Origin of the sequence: Reichenbachiella versicolor (genome assembly GCF_003171675.1) — a bacterium.
Taxonomy (GTDB): domain Bacteria; phylum Bacteroidota; class Bacteroidia; order Cytophagales; family Cyclobacteriaceae; genus Reichenbachiella; species Reichenbachiella versicolor.
Genome location: NZ_QFZQ01000010.1, coordinates 16,595 through 40,472, shown reverse-complemented (window position 1 = coordinate 40,472; position 23,878 = coordinate 16,595). Strand labels below are relative to the sequence as shown.

Annotated in this window: 13 protein-coding genes; 7 read left to right on the top strand and 6 right to left on the bottom strand. The window is 39.2% G+C overall.

The window, feature by feature from the left end; genetic code table 11:
- Positions 1-403 precede the first annotated feature (403 nt).
- The 3 genes from DKG80_RS17885 (at position 404) to DKG80_RS17875 (ending at position 1,653) form a co-directional block, all read left to right on the top strand.
- Positions 404-667 carry an addiction module protein gene (locus tag DKG80_RS17885; protein WP_109832747.1) on the top strand — a complete coding sequence of 88 codons (264 nt, stop codon included), beginning with the start codon at positions 404-406 and terminating at the stop codon, positions 665-667.
- 2 nt (positions 668-669) lie between these two features.
- Positions 670-963 carry a hypothetical protein gene (locus DKG80_RS17880; RefSeq protein ID WP_109832746.1) on the top strand — a complete coding sequence of 98 codons (294 nt, stop codon included), beginning with the start codon at positions 670-672 and terminating at the stop codon, positions 961-963.
- 399 nt (positions 964-1,362) lie between these two features.
- Positions 1,363-1,653, top strand: coding sequence for a hypothetical protein (locus DKG80_RS17875; protein ID WP_109832745.1), 291 nt, complete (start codon positions 1,363-1,365; stop codon positions 1,651-1,653).
- Here DKG80_RS17875 and DKG80_RS17870 read toward each other — a convergent pair.
- The 3 genes from DKG80_RS17870 to DKG80_RS17860 are packed head-to-tail and all read right to left on the bottom strand — an operon-like array spanning position 1,650 to position 5,401.
- Positions 1,650-2,585: a hydrogen peroxide-inducible genes activator gene (locus DKG80_RS17870; protein ID WP_109832744.1), complete on the bottom strand. Its 936-nt coding sequence runs from the start codon at positions 2,583-2,585 to the stop codon at positions 1,650-1,652. The genes DKG80_RS17875 and DKG80_RS17870 overlap by 4 nt on opposite strands.
- Positions 2,586-2,589: 4 nt before the next feature.
- A complete protein-coding gene (locus tag DKG80_RS17865) occupies positions 2,590-4,713 on the bottom strand; it encodes an OmpA family protein (protein WP_109832743.1) in 2,124 nt (707 codons plus the stop codon).
- A gap of 4 nt (positions 4,714-4,717) precedes the next feature.
- The gene (locus DKG80_RS17860; protein ID WP_109832742.1) at positions 4,718-5,401 is read right to left on the bottom strand and encodes an OmpA family protein; all 684 of its coding nucleotides are present in this window, start codon (positions 5,399-5,401) and stop codon (positions 4,718-4,720) included.
- Between the two features lie 163 nt (positions 5,402-5,564).
- Between DKG80_RS17860 and DKG80_RS17855 the strand changes: the two genes are divergently transcribed.
- Positions 5,565-6,800, top strand: a complete 1,236-nt coding sequence (locus tag DKG80_RS17855; RefSeq protein ID WP_245907036.1) for a sensor histidine kinase — start codon at positions 5,565-5,567, stop codon at positions 6,798-6,800.
- 159 nt (positions 6,801-6,959) lie between these two features.
- On the opposite strand, the gene DKG80_RS17850 is transcribed toward DKG80_RS17855, so the two are convergent.
- Genes DKG80_RS17850 through DKG80_RS17840 form a run of 3 tightly spaced genes read right to left on the bottom strand, consistent with a single transcriptional unit; the run spans position 6,960 to position 13,785 of the window.
- Positions 6,960-8,795, bottom strand: a complete 1,836-nt coding sequence (locus tag DKG80_RS17850) for a hypothetical protein (protein WP_109832741.1) — start codon at positions 8,793-8,795, stop codon at positions 6,960-6,962.
- Positions 8,796-8,803: 8 nt separating this feature from the next.
- Positions 8,804-10,630, bottom strand: coding sequence for a RagB/SusD family nutrient uptake outer membrane protein (locus tag DKG80_RS17845; RefSeq protein ID WP_162555966.1), 1,827 nt, complete (start codon positions 10,628-10,630; stop codon positions 8,804-8,806).
- A 26-nt stretch (positions 10,631-10,656) separates the two neighbouring features.
- On the bottom strand, positions 10,657-13,785 hold the full coding sequence (locus tag DKG80_RS17840; RefSeq protein ID WP_162555965.1) for a SusC/RagA family TonB-linked outer membrane protein: 3,129 nt from the start codon (positions 13,783-13,785) through the stop codon (positions 10,657-10,659).
- Between the two features lie 315 nt (positions 13,786-14,100).
- Between DKG80_RS17840 and DKG80_RS17835 the strand changes: the two genes are divergently transcribed.
- The 3 genes from DKG80_RS17835 to DKG80_RS17825 all read left to right on the top strand — a co-directional run bounded on the left by DKG80_RS17835 (position 14,101) and on the right by DKG80_RS17825 (position 23,765).
- The gene (locus tag DKG80_RS17835) at positions 14,101-18,228 is read left to right on the top strand and encodes a hybrid sensor histidine kinase/response regulator transcription factor (RefSeq protein WP_109832738.1); all 4,128 of its coding nucleotides are present in this window, start codon (positions 14,101-14,103) and stop codon (positions 18,226-18,228) included.
- A gap of 145 nt (positions 18,229-18,373) precedes the next feature.
- Positions 18,374-19,924: a sulfatase family protein gene (locus DKG80_RS17830; protein WP_109832868.1), complete on the top strand. Its 1,551-nt coding sequence runs from the start codon at positions 18,374-18,376 to the stop codon at positions 19,922-19,924.
- A gap of 478 nt (positions 19,925-20,402) precedes the next feature.
- Positions 20,403-23,765, top strand: a complete 3,363-nt coding sequence (locus DKG80_RS17825) for a VPS10 domain-containing protein (protein ID WP_109832737.1) — start codon at positions 20,403-20,405, stop codon at positions 23,763-23,765.
- Positions 23,766-23,878: the final 113 nt, after the last annotated feature.

Genomic DNA, 23,878 nt, shown 5'->3' with positions numbered 1-23,878 from the left:
TTAAGACAAGTATAGCCCCCAGCTGGTACGAGTAAAAAAAGTATCAGCTAGTTCGAGTTTGCAACTCGGACTTTACGTCAAGCATGGTGTACGGTGTGTGATGCCTCAATCAAAAAAGAGGTACAATCCATAAAAAAGCCCCTCAGGATGCTCGGAATCTACTACATGGGTGATTAGATCCTCAACAGACTTACGAAACGGTGGATTATCCTGATCTTTAAGGGTGTTTAAACCCTAAGTTTCGCTTAAGAAGATATCCAACTGTAGTATTCAGCGTATCAGCTAGTTTTTTTAACTACATCTACAGTTGGCTTTACTTCATCACGTTCGTACTTACCGATAATCGAATGATTAGTGCTGAGCAGTTTAGCTACTTCTCCGTTGAGATAAAACAGAAACAAAAATGAAAACGTTATTTTTGTATAAACACTTAGAAATGGGAATACCACAGCGAATAGAGCAAATCGAAAAATATCTACATACACAGGCAGATGAGCGCTTTATCAATCTGGTTTTTGGTATGATCAAGGCAGAGACCGAGAAAGAAGCATATGAGCTACCAGAAGCCCACAAGCGTATTTTAGATCAGCGTTTAGAGACGCACGAGAAGAATCCATCTGCAGGTAGAGGTTGGGAAGAAGTAAAAGCTTCCCTTTTAGGAAAGTAAGTATGGATTACGAGTTGATTATCAAGCCAGAGGCTGAGCTTGATATTGCAGATACCATGCGTTGGTATGACGAAAAGCAAGAAGGACTAGGATTGCGTTTTATTGGCGATTTAGATCAAAAGATTGCAAAAGTTCAGGCAAACCCACTTCACTATCAAATTAGATATAAGTCAATGAGGATGGCATTCTTAGATCTTTTTCAAGATGCGTTACATTTTATCGTAGAAGGAAAGGTTGTATATGTTCATGCGGTATTAGGAATAGCTAGAGACTCTCAGCTATGGGATAAGCTATAGCCCTCCCCGCTGGCGCTAGTTGAAAATAAGTAATGGCTAGTTCGAGTTTGCAACTCGGACTTTACATCAAGCACGGTGTACGGTAAAGAAATGAAATTCATTACATTCGATCCATAAAAAGCCCCTCAGGACGCTCGGAATCCACTACATGCGTGATTCGAGCTTCCGCAGACTTGCGGGACGGTGGTTTATCCATGAACCTGCATTATGTAACCTTTCAGAACGTCGGTTCATACGTGAAACGGCTTTCTGCAAGTCTACGGAAAGCCGTTTTATCTATGAAACACCTTTCGGGAGTTTCCCGAGAGCTACTTCATCCATGAACCAACGTTCTGTTATCTTATACTGAATAGACCTCTCATCAACCAAGGATTACATGTGACCAACCAGCCGTTACAATTGATCAACCAAGGATTACATGTGATTAACCAGCCGTTACAATTGATCAACCAAGGATTACATGCGATCAACCAGCCGTTACAATTGATCAACCAAGGATTACATGCGATCAACCAGACGTTACAATTGATCAACCAAGGATTACATGTGACCAACCAGACGTTACAACTGATCAACCAAGGGTTACATGTGACCAACCAGACGTTACAACTGATCAACCAAGGATTACATGTGATTAACCAGCCGTTACAATTGATCAACCAAGGATTACATGTGACCAACCAACCTTAAAACTTCACTACATTGGTATTTTTTCTGCTAGTCATGATTGGAGGAAGCGTAGATAAAATTTCTTCCTTCAAAGCTTGAATAAGCTTATGCTTGGCAAAACTCTTTTTGAAGACAATACCAACTTCGCGTGTTGGTTTAGGGTCTTTGAACGAACGAAGTTTGACTTTCTCATCTTTCGCTAGGTCCAAAGTAAATAGCTCTGGAAGCAACGTATATCCGCCGCGCTTGTCAACAATTCTTTTTAATGCCTCTAATGAACCACTTTCATAGAGTACTCGGTTATTGAAGCGCTCAGATTTTTTAGCCTTACAGATGTTTAGGGTTTGTTTTCGGAAGCAGTGCCCTTCATTAAGTATCCATAGACCGTCCGTACCTAGCGAACCAGCATCAATATCCTGTAAGTTATATAGCGAATGGTGATGAGATGTGTAAGCAAAGAACTCTTCATAGAACAAAGGAATTTCCTTGAGGCTATTGTCGTTAAGTGGGGTCACCATTATACCAATATCTAACTGATCTTTTTCCAATTGATCGATCAATCCATCTGTCATCAATTCAGATATTTGAAGGTTGATATCTGGGTACTTTTCTACAAAAGACGAAACAAATAAAGGTACGATATATGGAGCGAGAGTCGGGATTACACCAATGTGGATATTTCCTTTGATCTCGTTTTTCTCCAGTTCTATGATTTCATTGACTTTTTTGGATTCAGCAATGATTGTTCTCGCTTGTTCTAAAATCTTTTCTCCGATAGGAGTAGGTTCAATAGGGTGCTTGGACCTATCGAAAATTTGTACTCCAAGGATATCTTCGAGTTTTTGGATTTGCATACTCAGGGTGGGCTGTGTCACAAAACACTTTTCTGCAGCGATGGCAAAGTGTCTATAATTATCCAGTGCAATAATGTACTCGAGTTGAACTAAGGTCATGTGTTTATTTCTCTAAAATTTTGAACTCTACTCTTCTATTTATACTTCGGTTAGTTTTAGATGAATTAGGATATTTTGGTCTTGTTTCGCCATATCCGATGGCTACTAGTCGGTTTTGGTCAATACCTTGATCGATGAAATATTGCCTCACAGCATTAGCACGTCGGTCGGACAATCGTCTATTGTAATCATCGTCACCCACAGAGTCGGTATGACCAGATATTTTAATATTCTCTATTTGCTGAGTAGTTAACAAACCAAGTATTCTTTCTAGTTCAGCATATGATGAAGTTTTTAGATTGGCTTCATCGAAATCAAAGAAAATATTATTCAAGACCACTTCTGCTCCTTCTTGAATTTTTTGAAGGTGTAGATCAAGAGTCATAGTAGAAGATTCTTCTAAGTTATTAAGATCTACATGCTCACCTTTTGCCACATAGCCATCTTTTTTTGCTGTGAAAGCATATCTGGCTCCTGACCTTACTAAGAACTTAAATTCTCCAAATTCGTCGGTAGCTGTTTCTCCGATTAGCGCACCGTCGGGAAGCCTCTCTACCACTACTATTCCTATGACAGCAGCATTATTTTGATCCAGTATTTTTCCATTTACAGTCATGAAGTAAGAGTTGTCTTCTTCGGTATCCCCGTCAGTTACTAGTGCGAATTGGTCGAGTTCGTCTAGATCTGTGCTATCTTTTGGTTCTAAGAATAATTCGTCTATTCTGAACCGATAGACATCAGTATTTTCATTTGACACACCTTTAGTAAAATAGGCATGGTCGCCTGAGGAAGGAATATTGAAATAAGTATCATCTCCTTTTCCATTAATTCCCTTACCCATATTTTCTGGTTCTGACCAATTAGTCCAAGTGTCATCTAGCCTTTTGGATACATATATATCAGCTCCTCCATAGCTTCTAAACCCTTTGGAGGAGAAATAAAGTGTCTTATTGTCCCCATCGAGAAAAGGAGCATAATCAGTATCCACTGAATTAATGACGCTGCCTAAACTCAGTGGTTCACTCCATATATTAGTCTTTTTGTTTTCGAATGAAACATATAAGTCCCTGTCTCCATTTGAGTCATCTCGTTCCTGAGACAAGATGATAACAGAGGCATCTTGGCTCATATAAAAATCAGCCTGGTCAGAGTAGTTATAAGCATTGTCTATCTTCACTGGTACAGGATATTCCCATTTTCCATTGGGTTTTAATTTGGTTATAGAAATCCCTTCTAGCATTTGCCCTCTTTTACCATATTGATTACCAAGTAGCAAAGTGAGCTCTCCATTGACTTCAGTCGCAGAGCAGATGTAGTTTGGTCCCCAAGTATTCAATGGTTTTCCTATGTTTTTAGCAGGTAGCCATTCGCCAGTTTTAGGATCAAGTTTAGAATACCAGATGTCTTCAACATCGTCTACACCACCTATGTTGTCAGGATGGCCACGGCGACTGAAGAATAGTGTTTTACCATCAGGGGATAGGACAGGGCTTTGTTCATTGTAAGTACTATTGACACTGTTTGAAAGCTTTTCGGTCACCAAGTTCTCGTTGACATTTGGAGCTAGTTTGATCAAAACACTGATTGGAATATTAGAATCTGAAATTCCAATAGCATCAATTCCATTATATCCCGGTACCACTCCACAAGCTAGATCGATTCTGACGTAAGCGATTTTATATGAAGTCCTTTCAAAAAATAGATTTAGTAATCTACTATCCAAAGGTATAGGTCGGGCATTCAGTTCAAAAAGTAAATGCTCATTATCCAAAGAGTCATAGGCAAAGACTTTTGATACCGCACCGGGGTTTTCGGTTTCTGCAATAGCGATTTGTTGTGCATGGATGGGTTTGTCGAATTTGACTACTATATGTTCCTCTTTTTTGTCACTAGCAGGACGCCAAGCATTTGGACTTGCACCGCCTCTAGGATATATATTAGGAGCGTGTAGAGCTTGAGTGGCAGCGTATTGTAGAGCTGTCTGTTCAGAACTAACATGCATGACTTCAGATGCCCATTGTACGGATTCTTGTGCTGATGTAGAGGAAACGAATCCCAGTATGAAAAAAAACCAAAGAGCTTGGAGGTTTTTTACATTTTTACGTTCGGTAGATTTTTCATTATTCATATCACTATTCTTTGAGCACTCTTACCTCTACACGTCTATTAAGCGCTCTTGCTTCTGGAGTACGATCTCTTGTAAGTGGCTGAGCACCACCAAATGCTTTTGTTTTGATTTTCGATTTTTTCACTCCTTTTTCAACTAAATACTTTTTAGTAGCTAGAATTCGGTCTTCTGAGAGAATCAGATTGGCGCTCGAATTTCCTTGAAAATCTGTGTGGCCTTCCAATTGAATCACGCGATTTGGATGTTCTGCTAACCAGCGTGCTAACTCATTTAGTTCACTATGAGATACCTCAGATATCTCTGATTTACCTCTTTCAAATATTAAGTCTTTTAAAACATATACATCAAGCTTAGACGAGGCCTTCAGTTTAAAGTTCTTTTCGAAAACACCGATTCCAGTATCCTTGATTTCTATTTCTTCTGAGATACTCTCATACCCTTCCGCCTTGACACTTATACTATACTTCTGACCATCAATCATCATGACTTCATAAAATCCATTCGCTGGGTTAGAATTGACAGTGCCTATGTCATCAAAATATGGGAGTTTTTCATAGATAATATTAGCAGTGATTGGTTGAGAAAGTGCAGAGTCAGTTACGTGGCCATTTACGCGAATAAGGGATCCATCTTGAGCTAGAGAGCTAAATACACTGAACAGGAATAATGTAAATGTCCAAGTTTTCAAAAAGTGATAATTAATATTAGGGACTAATTTGGAGCTGGTTTAATGCAATTTAGGCATTTAAGATAATCTACACAGGGATACGTGATTTGAAACCGTATTAACGAATAGAATCTCTTATTTTACTGAATTAATATTTCGATCAATCACTCATGAGTAAATTAGCATGATGCTTGAAGTTTCCAACGTTCAGTCCAAATCGGATAAATCATCTGCCGAAATCTATCGATCTAGAACAAGACAAAAATGGGTCTTACTAGCTGTATCTGTTACGATCAGTATAGTATCTATTTATTTTACTGAGGAGCTGGTTCAAACTATTAGGGAAAGAGAAAAAAAGTCAATAGCGCTATATGCTAAGACACTAGAGTATATCGCTAATCAACCAGATAATGGTCAGCTGAATTTTATATTCGATGATATTATAGTGGCTAATAATTCTATCCCTGTGATTATCACGGACGAATTGGGTAAACCACTGCATTATAGAAATATACCGTCTGCTGACAGAGCCAAGACTCAAAAGCAAAAGGACAGACTACTACTCCTAGAATTGGAAAAAATGGAAGAGGAGCATGAGCCTCTTTTAATAACACTCAAATCAGGAAATGATATTTCAGGCTATCAGTTTATTTATTATCGGAATTCGTTCTTATTGACGCAGTTAAAGATTTATCCAATCGTTCAGCTTGCAGTCATCGGTATATTCGCTTTCATATCCGTGATGGTGTTTAACTATTCTAAGATTGCTGAGCAAAACCGTGTTTGGGTAGGGTTGGCTAAGGAGACCGCTCATCAGCTAGGTACACCACTTTCGTCTTTGTTGGCATGGATAGAATATTTACGTGGGGACAGTGGGTTGAAGAACAAGGAGATCGTAGATGATCTCAAAAAGGATGTAGATCGTCTACAGATGATTACTGAGCGATTCTCTAATATCGGTTCTGAACCGATTATGGAACAGGCAAATCTTCCAGAGGTGATAGATGAGGCTACAGATTACTTGAGAAAACGAATTTCCAAAAAGGTAGAAATCAATGTTAAGTCTATTCCAAACAGAGACATCCCTGCTAATCTCAACAAAGCATTGTTTGAGTGGGTTATAGAGAATCTTTGTAAAAACGCTGTTGATGCTATGAGTGGGGCTGGTAAAATTGATATTACGATCAAGCAAGCTAGAGAAGGCCATGCAATCATAGATGTAGCGGATAATGGAAAGGGGCTAAGTAAATCACAGGCGAGTAAGATTTTTCAACCAGGTTTCACTACCAAAAAAAGAGGATGGGGGCTAGGTCTTACGCTTGTTAAGCGAATAATTGAAAACTATCACAAAGGCAAGATTTGGGTGAAGTACTCAGAGGTGAATAAAGGGACTACGTTTAGGATTTCCTTGAGGACTTAGTGAAGTGCGCAGGTTTGTTTTGGGAAATGTTTAGCTTAAATAGCAAAAGACCGCCTTTAAATACTAAAGACGGCCTTTAACAATTGTGAATATAAAACTAAAACGGAGCTACTCCGAAATTAATTCTGATCATTCTCGAGGTGGAAACCCTCAAGATATTTAGGGGGCAGTTGGTATTTCGAATACTCTGATATTGTCAATTTCAAGGGTGAAAGCGGATGTGTTTTTAACCCCGTTCATTTGAATTTCTAATCCAACTACGTCACCTGCTACTTCGCTAAACCCGTCGGCAGGGAAATCAATACTCCAACTTTGGAAATCTGAGCTAGATGCAGGGCTAGCATTATTCATCTTATTGCTATTTGCGTTTTGAGATGCATTAGAGCTATTCAGCCATCTCAATCTTACTAAACTCAGGTCACCATCATTCCCTGTATACCTATAGTCGTATGTAATTCTGTAAGACTTAGTCTTGTCAAGGGTATATGGAAATTCTGAAATGTTAGATTTAAATCTAGTTTGAGAGTTAGAAGCTCCAGTTGCTGGAAGAGAAATATTAAGACTTCCACTGGAAACAGAGGCTACAGGATCACCAGTCAAGTTATTTGTAAAAGTAAAGAATGCCCCTGAAGGGTTAGGCCATCCAGCTCCGTCTGATTTAAACTCCCAATCCCAACCTGCCTGAGCAAGTACATTTGGATCGTACAATGACACTTTGAGGTCACTCCAAGCTTCCATAGTTCTTGCTGAGTTTGAACTAACAATGTTTCCACTTCCATCATATGATATTTTCACCACCTCAGTTGCAAAATCAAAATCATAATTGAATGTCAAATTCAACAGAGTAGGTAGTCCGTCATCATCATTTGCGAGTGATACAGCAGTAGGGTTGAAAGATGCTCCTCCAGTTATACTAAGGGTGAAGTTGCCTGTGACATCACCCGCTATTTCAGACATGGCTACGACGGTAGACAGTGTGATAGTACTAACAGTTCCGTCGTACTCAGATTCTTCAGTGGCCTTATTTATAGAGAAAGGAGCTATAGATGGTTTTACAACTACTTTTACAGGGACGTAAAGCGAATCTTGAGCGGCTCTACGCTGTTTTTCATGGTTGACATCAGTTTCATTGTCAGCATTTCTCTTTACTACATATTGCAATAGGTACGTTCCTTCTTTATTGAAGTCTACAGGTATTTCACCATTTTGATCTTTAGCTGGATCTGGGTGATATGCTTTTTTCTGAACGTTTTCTAATGCAGTACCTAGTTGGTCTAAATCATCTGACCAATCATAGACTCTAACTATGGCATTGTCAGGGCGGTCATAGACAGTTCTATCCTTAAATAGAAGTGATTCCCCTTCGAATATCTCTTGAGTAATTAGAGAGTCATATTCATTTTCTAGATAGTTGTCATAGACAAGCGTCCCATCTTTATATAACTCAAACTGTGCGGCTACAGAATCATAGACATCAATTAGCCATTCACGTTCAATAAACCATGCATTGAGACTGTCCGACCAAACTGTACCTACATCAGTACGTCCTCGAAATACAACAGAATCTTTGAAAGAATTGAACAATCTTACTTTAGAGATTCTTCTCTCAACCCCTGCTATCTCTTGGATTTCAGGATTTGCCCGTGAAAAGAATACATTAATTGTAGTTGCATTCGATGTTGTATCCTCACGTTCCACTATGTACTTTTCGAGAATGGTGCGATCATTTTTTACTTCAGATATTTCAGCGTTGCTGATCGATCCTTCCAAAAAGAATACGCCACTGTCTACTTCCCATCTCATTTCTATTGGGTTTTGTGAGACGTTCATAAACCCAGCAGTACCACCTACTTGATCTATTTGAAAGCTCTCAGAAGCATTGTGAGATGTCATCCAACCAACATCTTGAAAGTTTTCAGGTTCCAGAGAAGTTTCTTCACAAGCTCCTAGTGCGAATAATGCACATATCGATAGTATTAATCTTATCTTTTTCATAGGACTATTTATTTAACGGCTGTATTACTGGAGGTTTCTGATGCAGGAATAGGAAGTGTTCTATGTAACTCTTCTCTGTAATTGGTAACAGCAAGTTTGAAATCATCTATATATCTAGTACGAGTACCCGTATTAGCATAGCTAAGACCTTTTTCCAGAAGCTTATTGTTGTTCTTATCCTTGCCGTCAGACCAGTCTGTATATACAAAGTCTATTTTGTTGTATATCTCTTTTCCTAAGTCTTCATCTGGTCTCAATGCCTCAAATCTTTCAGGTAGAATTTCGAATTGAGGTAGTCTGTCCCACCTCGCTAAATCTCTCTGTCTTATCGCATGCCCTTCTATACTAAGCTCTAAAGGTCTTTCTACCCACATTAAATGTTGCATCAGAGAAGAAGCAGTGAAAATTGAATCAGATCCAGCATCATTTTGAATCAATTGTTCACCACCTCCGAGACCAGGAGAGATCAATTGTACTCCAGCTCTTTTTCTAACTAGGTTTACATACCTGATTGCTTCAGATAATTCAGTGTCAGAAGTACCAGCTTGAATTAGACACTCAGCATACATGAGAAATACATCTGCTAATCGTATGACCCTGAAGTTGACATTTGATTTTGATACGAATTGTGCGACATCTCTTTCATCTTCAACTGTTGCAGAATTTGAAAGTACTCTGTAATAGCTTTCTTCTTTAAACTGTTCTCCTGCCATAGCAGGTCGCCCGCCATAATAGGTATTAGAAAAATCATCAGGAATAGCGATAGTCGCAGAAGCTCTCATACTATACTTTCGAACGACATCAGTACCAGCATAATCTTGAATGGTATTTCTAGGATCTGATGAATCAACCATATCTGTCATGAAGGTATGAATGAGCCAATTGTGAGGATAAATCACTCTAAACCCTCCATTGCCTCCAGCAGCCATCATCCGGTTATAGTTATTGGTAGTGTTTTGTTCACTTCCACCAGTCAATTCAGGACGAGTCTCGAAATAGTTAATTTCTAGAATTGACTCTGAATTAAATTCCGTAGCTTCCAAGAAATTTTCTTCAGGCGTGTCTGTAAGGGTGTAATTATAATCGTCAATTACGTTTTTAAAATACTCAGCAGCTTCTTCATATTCTGCGTCATATAAATACACCTTTCCTAGTAAAGCTTCTGCAGCACCAGCCGTAACTCTACCTTGTTCTTCGTCAGTTAAATCTGCAGCGAGCGGTAGAAGTTGAATTGCAGCCTTGAGGTCTTCAATTACAAAAGCTTTAACGGAGTCCTTACTAACAATAGCTCTATTTAGATCTTCCGTGCTTTCAGCATAAGAGTCTACCAATACTACATTTCCTTCATTGAAAGAATTGTATGCATAGAAATGGAATAAGCCTCTGAAAAATCTCGCTTCTCCAAGTGCAATATCTGCTCTGACTTGGTTAGGAGTAGAGAAAGCATCTTCTTCGTTGAGTCTATTCACAGCATCAATCACTTGATTCGCTCTGAAAAGCCCTTCGTAAATCCACCTCCATTTATCAGCAATTTTGGAGCTAGCATTGTTAAATACTTGATTGTGAAAATCTACGCTTGAAGCAATGCTTGGAGCAGGTCTTCCAAAGCCTGGATAGCTTAAATCAGCTCGTGCAGATTCGCCGTCAACAAGCATAATTTGCTCCTGCCTAAATGCATTATAGATAGTAGCTGTTCCTTGTTCTACATCCTCAATTGTCTGCCAAAATGCAGAAACAGTCAATTGATTGGGGTTTGTTTGTTCTAGGAACTCCTCACACCCCATGATCGATAGTGTCATCATTGACGCTATGATCAAAGTATTAAATCTTATCATGTTTTTCATTTGATTGAACGTCATTATTAAAATTGAATTTGGATACCACCAGAATAAACTGCGCTAATTGGGTATGTAGCTTTGTCAATACCTCTGGATCCGAGTGAACTTCCTCCGACATTTTCGTCATATCCAGCTACCTCAGGATCAAATCCAGAGTAGTTAGTAAAAGTCAAAGCATTCGTTGCATTTACATAGACCCTAATTTTTTTGATTCTAATCGATTCAGTGATTCTTTTGGGAATAGTATACCCTAGAGTAGCGTTTCTAAGTCGTACATAGCTACCATCTTCTAGCCATATGTCATTGAGACCTCTATAGCTATTAGTTCCACCACCATACCATGTTGGGATTGTGGCATCTTGATTTTGGTGAGTCCACATGTATAATAAATCTTTGCCTCTTCCTTCATCCATGGCGATAGCTCGGTAACCATTGATAAGGTCAGCTCCATAAGACCCTACCCATGACATACTAAAGTCAATACCTTTCCAACTCATACTTACTTGAACACCACCTTCTAAGTCAGGCATCCAACTACCAGCTATATACCTATCTTCATCATTGATGACACCATCATCATTTCTATCAACTCTTATTAAGTCTCCTATTCTAGCGTCTGATTGAACTTTTTGATATTCAGCTAATTCCTCCTCAGTTTTAACAATCCCTCTAGTCTCATACATGTAAAATGAGCCAGCTTGTTCACCAACTTTTAAAACAGAGATAAGATCTTGGTCATTTCCTCCGGCGATTCTACTACCAGATATAAACTGTAAATCAGCATCTGAGCCAAGGGACGTGACTTCATTTTCTGCAAATGTTACGTTTGCTCCAATACTCCAAGAGAATTCTCCATTGTGACGATAATTAGCCGCTATTTCGAGCCCTCTATTGATCATGTTTCCGACATTGCTTACATAAGTCTGGTTCACTCCAACCCCGCCACTTACAGGAATTAGGACAGGGAATAGCATATCTTTTTTGTCTTTGACATATGCATCAGCGGTAAGACTTATTTGATTGTTGAGCATATACATGTCAAAACCAACATTCTTTTCAACAGTCGTTTCCCAGTGTATAGATGGATCTCTGAACTCGTTCTGTGTTGATCCATTTACAGTTTGGATCACATCTGTTCTACCAAAAATCGCGTTTCTATCTGTTGTGACAGTTGGGTCATATTGGTAATTAGCAATTGCTTGATTACCTACAGTACCCCAGCCAGCTCTTATTTTGAAAGTATTGATTACAGTAGATATTGGATCCCAAAATTCTTCGTCAGATACATTCCATCCTGCAGATACTCCAGGGAAGAATGCTGAGTTGTTATCAGGGTGGAATTTCGACGAGTAGTCATGTCTCAAAGTGGCTGAGAAAAGATACTTGTTTTTATAGGAGTATTGAGCTCTTCCCAATACACCCAATAGCGTGGCTACAAACCCATTTATCGAACTAGCATTCGGGTCTGAAAAGGCTCCATTAAGTACTGTGATATTATTATTCCCAAGATCAAACCTTTCACCTCTAAAACCTTCACTTGTGAATTTTTCAACAGAGTAGTTTACAAGAGCATTGACTTTATGATTTTTATTGAAGGTTTTGTTGTATCTAATACTGTTCTCAAAAGAAGTTCTAGTTCTTCTTCTGTGTTCATTTCTTACACGTGATCTACTATTGGTTGGCTTTGAGTTTCCAGAATTATCAAATATGGCGAACCTAGGGTTTATTACTTTTCTTAAGTCGTCCTCAAATGAGACTGATATTCGAGAATCAAAAGAAAATCCAGAGCCAATATTATAGTTGACATTTCCGTTTCCTGAGAATTGGTGCTTTCTGGATAAGTTTTGTTCTTGTAATCGTTGAACAATACCTCCTAAATTGGCAAATAAACTGTTTTGATCCGAATCTGCTTGAATTTCAAAGGCATTCGGATCTACAGGGTTACTGATAGGTCTGTATTTTAGACCTTGCTGTATCATGGTAGGAGAGGCGAATCTTCTATCTTCCAACCTAGCAGATAAAATACCCACTACAGTCCATTTTTTGTCTTTGTATCTAAAATTGGACCTACCAGTATATCTCTCATAATTCGAATTGATGAGAGTACCGTCTTGACTGAAATAGGAGCTGTTCATATTGAAAGTAACCTTTTTTGATCCTCCAGATAAGTTGACAGAATAATTTTGTTGAGCAGCTAAATCTTGATAGTAAGTATCTTCCAATAGATCAGTATCATTGGTGAAGCCGTTGTAGTTATTCTCAATTTGGTTGAACCCTCCTTCCCAATGATTGTTTGGATCCAACATGTACTGTTGTTGTTTTTCAACATATATCTGCTCAGCAGCATCTAATAATTCTACAGTAGAAATAATTCGTTGCACACCGTAGGAAGCATCCAGATTTACCTTGAGATCACCTTCTTCACCTTGTTTAGTAGTGACTAAAATGACCCCAGCAGCAGCTCTTGTACCATATATAGCCGTAGAAGCGGCATCTTTTAGGATATTAATTGATTCAATTTCATTTGGTGATAGAGCTGGGACGAAACCATCTTCTTGTGGTACGCCATCTACGACCCAAAGAGGAGTGTTCCCACCAGTAATTGATGTTACACCTCTAATAAGAATGTTAGCAGTAGCACCGGGAGCACCAGAAGAAGCCTGTACGTTCACACCGGCTATTTGACCTTGGAGAGCCGTACCGATATCAGGAGTAGCAGTTTTAAGAATTTCTTCCGTTTCCACACTAGCGACAGCGCCAGTTACTTCTTTTTTCGTTTGTTCACCATATCCAATTTTTACAATCTCTTCAAGCATCTCAGTTTCTATTTGTAGAGCTACATCGATAGTAGACTGGTTCCCTACATCGATGACTTGAGTGCCATAGCCTATAAACTGGAATTGAAGTTGTGTAGCTCCATCTGGAATCTTGATGGAGTAGTTGCCGTCAATATCGGTAACAGTACCTGTTGAAGTACCGACTACCAAGATCGTAACACCGGGAAGATCAGAATTATCTTCCGCGTCTTTTACTTTACCTTTCACCTGCTGAGCAATAGCAGACTGTGCTCCGAAAGCAAACAGTACCAATAGTACTGCTAATACCTTTAATTCTCTCGGTATTATTGCACAGAGTTTTAGTTTCTCAATCATATACATCATTTAGTTTTAGTGGAATACACCATTATCATCCACAATAGTATTTATCACTATTACCAAGCGAGTCGAATAATTCTTAGAGAAACCGTGGTGTGCAGACTAAAAAAGAGGTAGGATTATCGAAGAAAACAGGAGTGAATTGTGTGAATATTAAGGGTTTTGAGCTATTGTGTTCTGTATCCAAAATGGATTTTAGGTCGATTTGACCCGATTATTGAAAGAATTAATCTGCTTCTAGCAAGTCCATCTCTGTTATTTTTGATTTTCCTGTGTTTCTCATGGAAATTGTAGTAGATAACCGAAGAGAAGATGATGAGAAGACTTATTTACTGTTTGCTATTTCTAACACATCTAACCTCAGCACAAAACTTAAGCGAATATGATAATTTCATAGCGTATACCACACGAGATGGCTTGTCACAAAACGATGTCAAAAGTATAGTTCAAGATCATGATGGGTATATCTGGGTAGGAACCAATCATGGACTCAATAGATTTGACGGTTTCACATTCAAGCAATATATCAATGACCCCAAAGACTCTACTTCTATAGGAGGTGATCTCATTATGGATTTGGTAGTGACATCATCAGGGGTACTTTGGGTAGCAAGTAGTGACAAGGTTTTATCAAAGTACGACAGGTTTACAGATTCGTTCGTCAACTATAATCATGAAACCGTAGCTCCATTAACTATTATCAACAAAGGTGTCAAGTGTATGTTGATAGATAAGGAAAACAATGTCTGGGCAGGAGGAATGGACGGGATTGATAAGTTGATCTTCAATAGTGCAGGGGAGCTTTTGGATATTATCAACTATCCTATAAATGACTTTAATGGCTCAGCGGTCATGACCATTTATCAAGATAAGTATGACGGTATTTGGGTTGGCTCCAAGAAAGGACTTTTCAGATTTATAGGAGATTCTAGATCAAAAGGGCAGTTTATGAAGATCGTAGATGAAAACTTGGGAGTAGTCGAGGATATAGATGATTACCAGAACGGTCTGTTGATTTCTGCTAAAGGGGTTCACTTTGTGACACATAAGAGCTTGAATTCAGGAAATCCTGTTTTTACGATGGTTTCTCCCATGTATAGCAGAGAAACAATAATAAGTCAAGACGGACGAGTATGGGGAGCCAATAGAAATAATGGGTTGAGTGTTCAAAAAATTGACGTAACCAAAAAACAAAAACCTTTCAAGTTTAAAACCAAACCATCAAATCCCAAGTCCATCAACAGCGAATCCCCATTTTCTCTCTATGAGGATAGAAGTGGATTAATCTGGATTGGATCCAAAGGTGGTGGGCTAAGTAAGTATAATCCCAAAACCACGTTCAAACATTTTAAGAAGACCTCAAACGAAAGAGCAATTACTTCAAATGTCATTAGGTCTGTATTTGAAGACAGCCAAAATAATCTGTGGATGGGGTCAGAGTCCAAAGGGGCAAATGTGCTACCTGCAAGAGCAGGGAAGAAATATCATAATGGATGGTACAACATAAACCAGATAGATATTTTTAAAAAAACTCATTTTCTGACATCTATCAATGAGGCGATTTTAGGAAACAAAAAGTACATCGTTTTAGGAGGAGGATATAAGGTCAATCTGAACCTAATCAGAATAGATGGAAGAAAACCTGAGCAGTACGAACAGCGATATATAAAACAGCCAGAGCTTGCTGTTTTTTGCATAGAGGCATCTAAAAATCAGATTTGGGCAGGCACATATTCAGGGGGACTTTATAGATATCTATTTAATGACGATGGTAAACCTGTCAGCATTACCAATTTCAATATTGAGCAACATGAGAGCTCAGGTTTACTTTCTAATATTATTAGAAGCCTGAAGTTTGACCAAGATATGAATTTATGGATAGGTACTGATAAAGGCCTCAATAAAATACCAAAAGAAGATTTGAAAACGAATCTTCCAAGATTCATTCAGTATACCAATGATCCTAAGGACCCATATTCAATCTCAAAGGATTATATACTACCTATATATGTGACTAGTAATAATGACGTTTGGGTAGGCACTTTAGGAGGAGGCTTGAATAGGGTGTTTAAGGGAGAGAATGTAGACGAGGATAAATTTGTTAGGTACGGAATGGAAGATGGGCTTCCAAGTGAAGTGATAAAGGCTATACTTGAAGATGATGACGGAAATCTTTGGATCTCTAGTAATAACGGAATCTCAAAATTCGACCCAGAAAATCTTTATGTGACCAATTATGGATTGAGTGAAGGATTGCAAGATTTGGAATTTGGTGAAATGGCAGCTTGGCGTAGACGAAGTGGAGAAATGATCTTCGGAGGAGTAAACGGGTTCAATGCTTTCTTCCCAGAAAAGGTAAGAACAGATACAGTACCTCCCTCTGTATCTTTTGACAATTTGTTGATAGACAATCATCCTATCAAAGTCGGTGAAAAGCTCAATGGCAAAGTCATATTAGTAAAACAGCTCAATCATGTAGATCAAATCGAATTAGAGCATCATCAAAATAGCTTTTCTCTTGAAATGGCAGCATTACACTTTGTAGCACCAAAACAAAATACCTATAAGTATAAACTTGAAGGTTTTGATAAGGAATGGATTACTACTAATGTCAAGAATCGAACGATCAGATATACGAATCTTCCTCATGGAGAGTATAAGCTCATGGTCAAGGCAGGAAATAGCGATGGAGTATGGAGCGAAGCCAAAACAATTAAGTTTATTATACAAACTCCACCTTGGTTGACAATATGGGCATATATTTTCTATGTCGTTTTGTTCATAGTGATCTTTTATGTCTCTAGGAGGTTTACATTGATCACCATATCAAGTAAGAACGAATTGGTTTTACAGAAGAAAAATGAGGAGGTTCATCAGATGAAACTCAAGTTCTTTACCAATATCTCACATGAATTTAGAACTCCTTTGACATTGATTTTGGGATACTCTGAGAAGTTGGATAATAGTAGTGACGAGATTTCCGATGAAGAGAAAAAGAAGTATTATCAAAATATCCTTCGCAACTCAAAATCACTTCTCAATCTAATTAATCAGTTATTAGGTTTTAGAAAAGCAGAGCAAGGAATGATGAAGCTCCGCGTGTCTATGGGCAGTATCACAAGTTACATAGAACAGCTCTCAGGAAATTTTCAGAATCTGGCTAATCAAAAAGATATTGATTTAAAAGTAACCTATTCTCAATCTATTGAGATGTGGTTTGATAGAGAAGTGATTGAGCGAGTGATATTCAATCTACTATCCAATGCCTTCAAGTTCACAGCAGATGGAGGCAAAATCGATGTGATCATAGATAAGAAAAAGACAGAACTATATATAGTCGTAGCTGACAATGGTGATGGGATACCAGAAGAGCAAAGGGATAAAATATTCGAAAGATTCAATACGCTGGATCATACAGGTAAATCAGGTTCTGGTATTGGTCTGTCCTTCGTTCAGAGTTTAGTAAGTCTTCACAAGGGGACCATTGAATTGGAAGGAAAACGAAAAGAAGGAACCGCCTTTATCATCACACTACCAATAGAAAAAAGTGCCTATCAAGCCGAACAAGTTTTAGAGGTAGAAGATCTTAAGGAAGATAACTCCAATGTAGATTGGCTTATTCCCGAAGAACATGTCAGTATTCATGATTCAGAAGAAGATAGGGAGAAAGATCACTCCGTACTAGTGGTAGAAGACAACGAAGAAATTCGGCAATTTATCAAAGATAGTTTTAGTCAGAATTATAATATCTACGAAGCGGCAGATGGCTCAGAAGGGCTTAAAATATGTCAAGAAGAGACCATAGACATAGTGATCACAGATGTGATGATGGACGGCATGAATGGAATTGAATTTTGTAAGAAGCTAAAAGCTGATGATAGAATCAGTCACATTCCTGTGATTATACTGACGGCGAAAGATACCGAAGATGATAAACTCACCGGTTATCACGTAGGAGCTGAAGCATATGTTACTAAACCATTTAGAGTAGAAGAACTAGAAGCACGACTAAAGGCAATTTTGCATACTAGGGTCAAAATCATAGAAAAGTACCGAAGCAAAGTCGATATGGAACCAGCAGAAATAGGATTGACCAATTCTGATCAAAAGTTCCTCGATCGACTGATGAAAAATATCGAAGCTAATATTTCTAATTCAGAGTTTGCTATAGAAGAACTCGCCATGGAATGCGGACTGTCTCAGCACCATCTCAATAAAAAAATGAAAGCACTAGTAGGTAGTACTGCCAAAGCTTTTGTGAGAAAAATGAGGCTCAAGCGTGCTGCCCAACTCTTTACTCGAAAAGACATCACGTCGGTCACCCAAGTCATGAACGAAGTAGGATTTAACGACCCAAAGTATTTCAGACTCTGCTTTAAAGAAGAATTTGGTATTCCTCCTAAGGAGTATCAAATGCAGCAGCAAAATCGAAAAGAATAGGTTATTCTGATAGTCTACATATGTCCATGACATTTCAGATTATTCATTGCAAATTTGAGCTGCCGCCATGTATGACTGTTACTATTACTAATTGACTCAGGCGAATTGGCGGGACGTCATGAGTCGATATAAGCTAAATGATGAGATGAAAACACTTTTTCAACTATTAATACTTGCTTTGGTAATCGCTTCATGTACGAAGCCTACCAAAGAAGAAGGAAGCACAGATTCCAAAGTTCCTAACAAACCCAATATAGTGGTAATCTATACAGACGATCTTGGTTATGGAGATGTAGGAGCATACGGCGCTAAGGATATTCCTACTCCAAATATGGATAAGCTAGCCAATGAAGGTGTAAGATTCACCAACGGATACGCTTCTTCTGCAACTTGCACACCCAGTAGATATGCACTATTGACCGGTAGATACCCATGGAGAAGAGGAGCCAAGATTCTACCAGGGACGGCACCATTGATCATTGATACGGCACAAATGACACTTCCAAAAATGCTAGCAGCTCAAGGATATGCAACGGGACTTGTAGGCAAGTGGCACTTAGGATTAGGATCTGGGTTTGTAAATTGGAATGAAAGAGTATCTCCTGGGCCTAACGAAGTAGGATTTCAGAGTGCATACTACATGGCAGCTACACAAGACCGAGTACCTACCGTTTATTTGAAAGATGGATTGGTAGAAAATCTAGACCCAAATGATCCTATCGAAGTTGACTATGCCAAGAACTACGAAGGACAGCCTACAGGCAAGGATAACCCTGAGCTACTAAGAATGACATGGCACCACGGACACAATAGCTCTATCGTTAACGGTATTCCAAGAATTGGCTACATGAAAGGTGGAGAATCTGCCAAGTGGGTAGATGAAGATATGGCTGACAACTTCTTAGCAAGAGCTCAGCAATACGTCAGAGATCACAAGGAAGAACCATTTTTCCTATACTATGCAATGCAGCAACCCCACGTGCCTAGAACGCCCCACCCTAGATTTGTAGGTGCTACAGACCTTGGGCCAAGAGGAGACGTCATCGTGGAAGCAGATTGGTGTGTTGGTGAATTCGTGAAGACACTAGAAGAAGAAGGAATATTAGAAAACACCATTATCATCTTCTCCAGTGACAATGGACCAGTATTGAACGATGGCTACAATGACGAGGCAGATACTAGAATCGGAAATCATGATCCCAAAGGCGGACTAAGAGGCGGTAAGTATAGCTTATTCGAAGCAGGAACAAGAGTACCATTTTGGGTGTACTGGAAAGGCACCATACAGCCAAAAGTATCTGATGCATTGATCTGTCAGATGGACGTTTTTGCCTCTATCGCTAAGCTGGTAGGAAGCGAAGACAAGACTCAAGACAGTGAAGAATTGCTAGATGTAATACTAGGGAAGTCTGAGGAAGGAAGAGAGAACCTAATAATCGAAGCGACTTCTCGAACCGCATTGAGAACAGGAGACTACATCTTCATCCCTGCATATGAAGGACCAGCTGTAAACACCGAAGTCAATATCGAATTGGGAAATAGCGAGACGGCTATGCTGTACAATTTGAAAGAAGATCTAGGTCAGCAAAATAATCTAGCAGAATCAAACCCAGAGTTGCTTGCTCAGCTTAGTGCAAAATATGAAGAACTGAGAGGTACTGAAAACCGAAAAGTAGAAGCGCTAGAATTGAAATAAAAGAACTGATAATTATATAAAGAGGCTCTCTTAAATATTTGAAAAAATATCATAGAGAGCTTTTTTTTATTCCTGCTAAACAGCCAATCTATATAGTGGATTTAACCTAAGAAAAGCACTTCCATCACCAATAAGAAGAAAAGCTTCCCTACATCACACCAGCAGGATTCATTTTTCTTAATTCCTCAACTTTCAATTTGGGATATTGAATTACCGTTATATGAGGGTTGTGTTGTAAATAAGGGTTTGTACGGAATAATATTCTGTTTTATCCCTTTTTTACAGTAAAAAAATCATCCTTTTTAGTCACCAGATATGGCAATTTTAAACCTGCGATGATAAGACGCTAATCTGGGTCTCTTTCTTTTGATAGGTCCATAGGATGAGTGCAGCCCTCCTATGTGATTCTTGTATTGGACGAATTGCCTAGTTATAGTCTTAGCATCTTTAATTGATTATTTACTATAAACCAATTGTCATGATAAGACTAATACTAGCTATGCTCATGCTGCCGACTATGGTGTGGGCAGATGAAACTATTTTTACCTCAGGTTTCGAGTCCAATTTTTCAAACGAATGGAGAAGCACCTTGGCTCAAGGTGGTGCCCTTCTAGAACGTTCTAATGCTCATTCCTCCTGGGGCGACTATTCCGCTCGAATTAAGCTCACCTCATCAAATCAAAAAGTGAATTTTAACACGCCTAAAACCATAGACTGGGAAGCAGGTAAGAAATACACTATTTCATTCAAATGGTATTCCCCTGATCCAAGTGACAATACCGCATCTATGATCAAGCTTTTCGATAATGGAGGTAACCAAATAGGGATTTCCAATATCGATTGGAATCAAACAGGCTGGGCCAAATACTCCTTTGAATTTACCCCAACAGTCAATGCCAACAACGGCTACATACTCTTTACCTTCCGGCCAAACTCTGCAAATAAGGGTGAATACTATATAGACGGCATCAAAGTCCTCAAGGAAACTGGAAGTGCTGCTGTGACAGATCCAACATTCAATGCCACACAGTTCTTTTCTGATCTGAAAACAAAGAATATAGCCTCAAAACAAAGTGTAAAATGGACTCAGTTCGGTCCAGGAATGAGTGGCAACAATAAGTGTGCATTTTGGCATCCAACAGACCCGAATGTATTGTTTATCGCACCAAACATGCACAATACCTATCGCTCGACTAACAAGGGTAAGACTTACCACTCTGTGATGAATGATGACGCACCAGGATTCAATACAGGACTAAGAGGACCCGTAGAGTTTGCCTATGTCGATTTCTCTAGACAAGACGAAAAGTATGGATTTGCTACAGTAGAGAAGAATTTTGGATTGTATCAGACGACTAACAAGGGCAAGTCTTGGAGACTAATGACCGAACTCAATTCTACGTTTGGAGGAGCATATCTAGCATGTGTCACCCCGCGTCCTGATGATGATAAAGTCTGGTATGTAGGAGCAGGTAGAATGAGAGACTTCGCACATGTAGAGTTTCCAAAATCCGATCCACACGGTATATGGGTAGATGAAAACAGCCAAGGAAAAATATGGGTAAGCAATGACAGAGGAGTCAGCTGGACCCTAAGTGCTACAGGGCTTCACCCAAAAGCAGAAGTAGAAACAATAATAGTCGACCCAGTCAAACCTTGGATTGTTTACGTGTCTACCAACTATGGTTTCTATAAGAGTACGAATAAAGGAGCTAACTGGACAAAATTCAGTAGTGGTTTGGATCATGATGTCATCAAGTCAATGACCATGCATCATGACGAAGAAACTGGACAAGTGACACTCTATGTGCTGAACAACATCACATGGAAAGCAGACGGAAATACAGTCACAGATCATAAAGGGGGAGTATTCAAAAGTACCGATAGAGGAGCGACATGGGAGAATATTACAGGAGATCTAGCGCTAGATATGACACAGTTCCGATCAAACCATGCGGTCAAGAAAAGCTATTACAACACGGTAGCTTTCTATTTTGGTATTACTGTAGAAGAGGCTAAATCTAGATTTTCCGAATTACCCACTAAAATCACCCAGCGTTTCAATGAAATCACCGTTGATCCTAACGATCCCGACAATTTGTACATGAATAACATGTACTCTAATAGCTCTACGAACAACTTCTTGCCAGGTCAAATCTGGAGAACTAAAAATGGAGGAGATCATTGGTTTGTCACCTTTAGAAATGGAATTAATTGGAACAAAGGTGATGATGTACGGTACTGGAGGGATAGAGGCAATCCAGTGGGGACCAATATAACTTTGAGATATTTACATCAGTGGGTAGATAGAGATGCCTATGATCGCAAGTCCTGTAATTTTACTCGATTCAATGCTGATGGTTCCGTCCTTCATACCCAGATGGCTAAAATATCTCTGATGTCATATGACGGAGGAGACACATGGGTCGATATCGATGACAGAGCAACAGGAACCGCAAACAGCTGGGTGGGAGCAGGAAATAGTAACCTGCCAGGCCATGGGTTTTATCAGCATCCAGATATACCCAACAAAGTTTTTTGTGCAGCTGGTGAAAACTCACTTTGGGTGACAAATGATGAAGGTGAAAACGTCAGGGCAGGTGCACAAGGAGCGACAGCCTTCAAGTTCAGTGAACATGAGCAGTCACTAAGCTCCTACGCCATTCACCCCAGCAACACCAACGTCCATTTTGCATTATTCTTTAGACAGCATGGTGGAGGTGAATTTTTCAAATCAACGAATGGTGGCACTACATGGAACAAACATGGTGTAGCCATCGAAAAACCTTGGCCTGCCAGTGGTGGTGGAGATCAGTCAATTCATCAGATGAACTTGACAATAGACTACAATAACCCCAAATACATGTACTTCAATGTACCCAAGAAGTCTAAAAATGTTCAACTCGTAGGAAATAGCGTAGGAAGTCATGGAGTGCATCGAACTACAGACGGCGGAGAAACTTGGGAAGAAATCAACTCAGGACTTCCTACCTCTAGAGACGTGACTGCCATAGCCATGCACCCCACCAATCCAAAAGTACTATATGCGGCAGTACAAGGTGGAAACGGTGGATTGTACAAAACCACCAATAGAGGTAATTCTTGGACGGAAGTAGCCTCTACAGCTAGCATAAGTGGTGATTTCGGTATCAATGATATCCACTTCGCAAAAGATGGAAAAGTCTATATTTCGTCAGGCTACAAAGGAGCTGATGCCGATGAAGGAGGTCTGTGGATGAGCTCAGATGAACTCGTATCATGGACTCAAATATTTGACTTCCCTTGGACATATAGAGTGGAAACAGCTTTGACAGACCCTAAAACTATTTTGCTCAGTACCTTGTCCAATACAACTATAGGCGAAAGAAATGCAGGAACCTATTTGTCCAAAGATTCAGGTACTTCTTGGATCAAGATCAATACAGGAAATGGTCAGTCTGATAGAATCAATGACATCGCTATAGATAACAGTAATCCCAATAAATTCTATGCTTCCACCTATGGAAGTGGTTGGTATGCCGGAGAATATATTCCTAGCAGTGGGGCGGCATCAGGAGCTAGAGAAGTGACAGAAGAACAATCTTCCGAGAATACCATCATAGAGGAAATAGTCGAAGAACCACAGATTTTAGTATATCCAAATCCAGCTAAAGGATATATCAATATAGCAGGCTTGGAAAAGGGTACAGTCAGTATTTACACTTTTCTAGGTGATCTAGTAAAGCAATCATCATTTGACTCCGAGCAATCAATTTCAACAGCAGGGTTAGAAGCAGGGCTATACTTAGTTAAAGTCTCTGGAGGCAAATCATCCGTTCAGATCAAGCTGGTGATTGAGTAGTAGTAATCTCTTAGATAATAAAAGAGGTTGTCTTAAAAGTAACAGAATAATCATACAGAGTGTAGCGAACATTTCATAAGGACTAAAGACCTTTTGCCCTCACTCAAGATGAC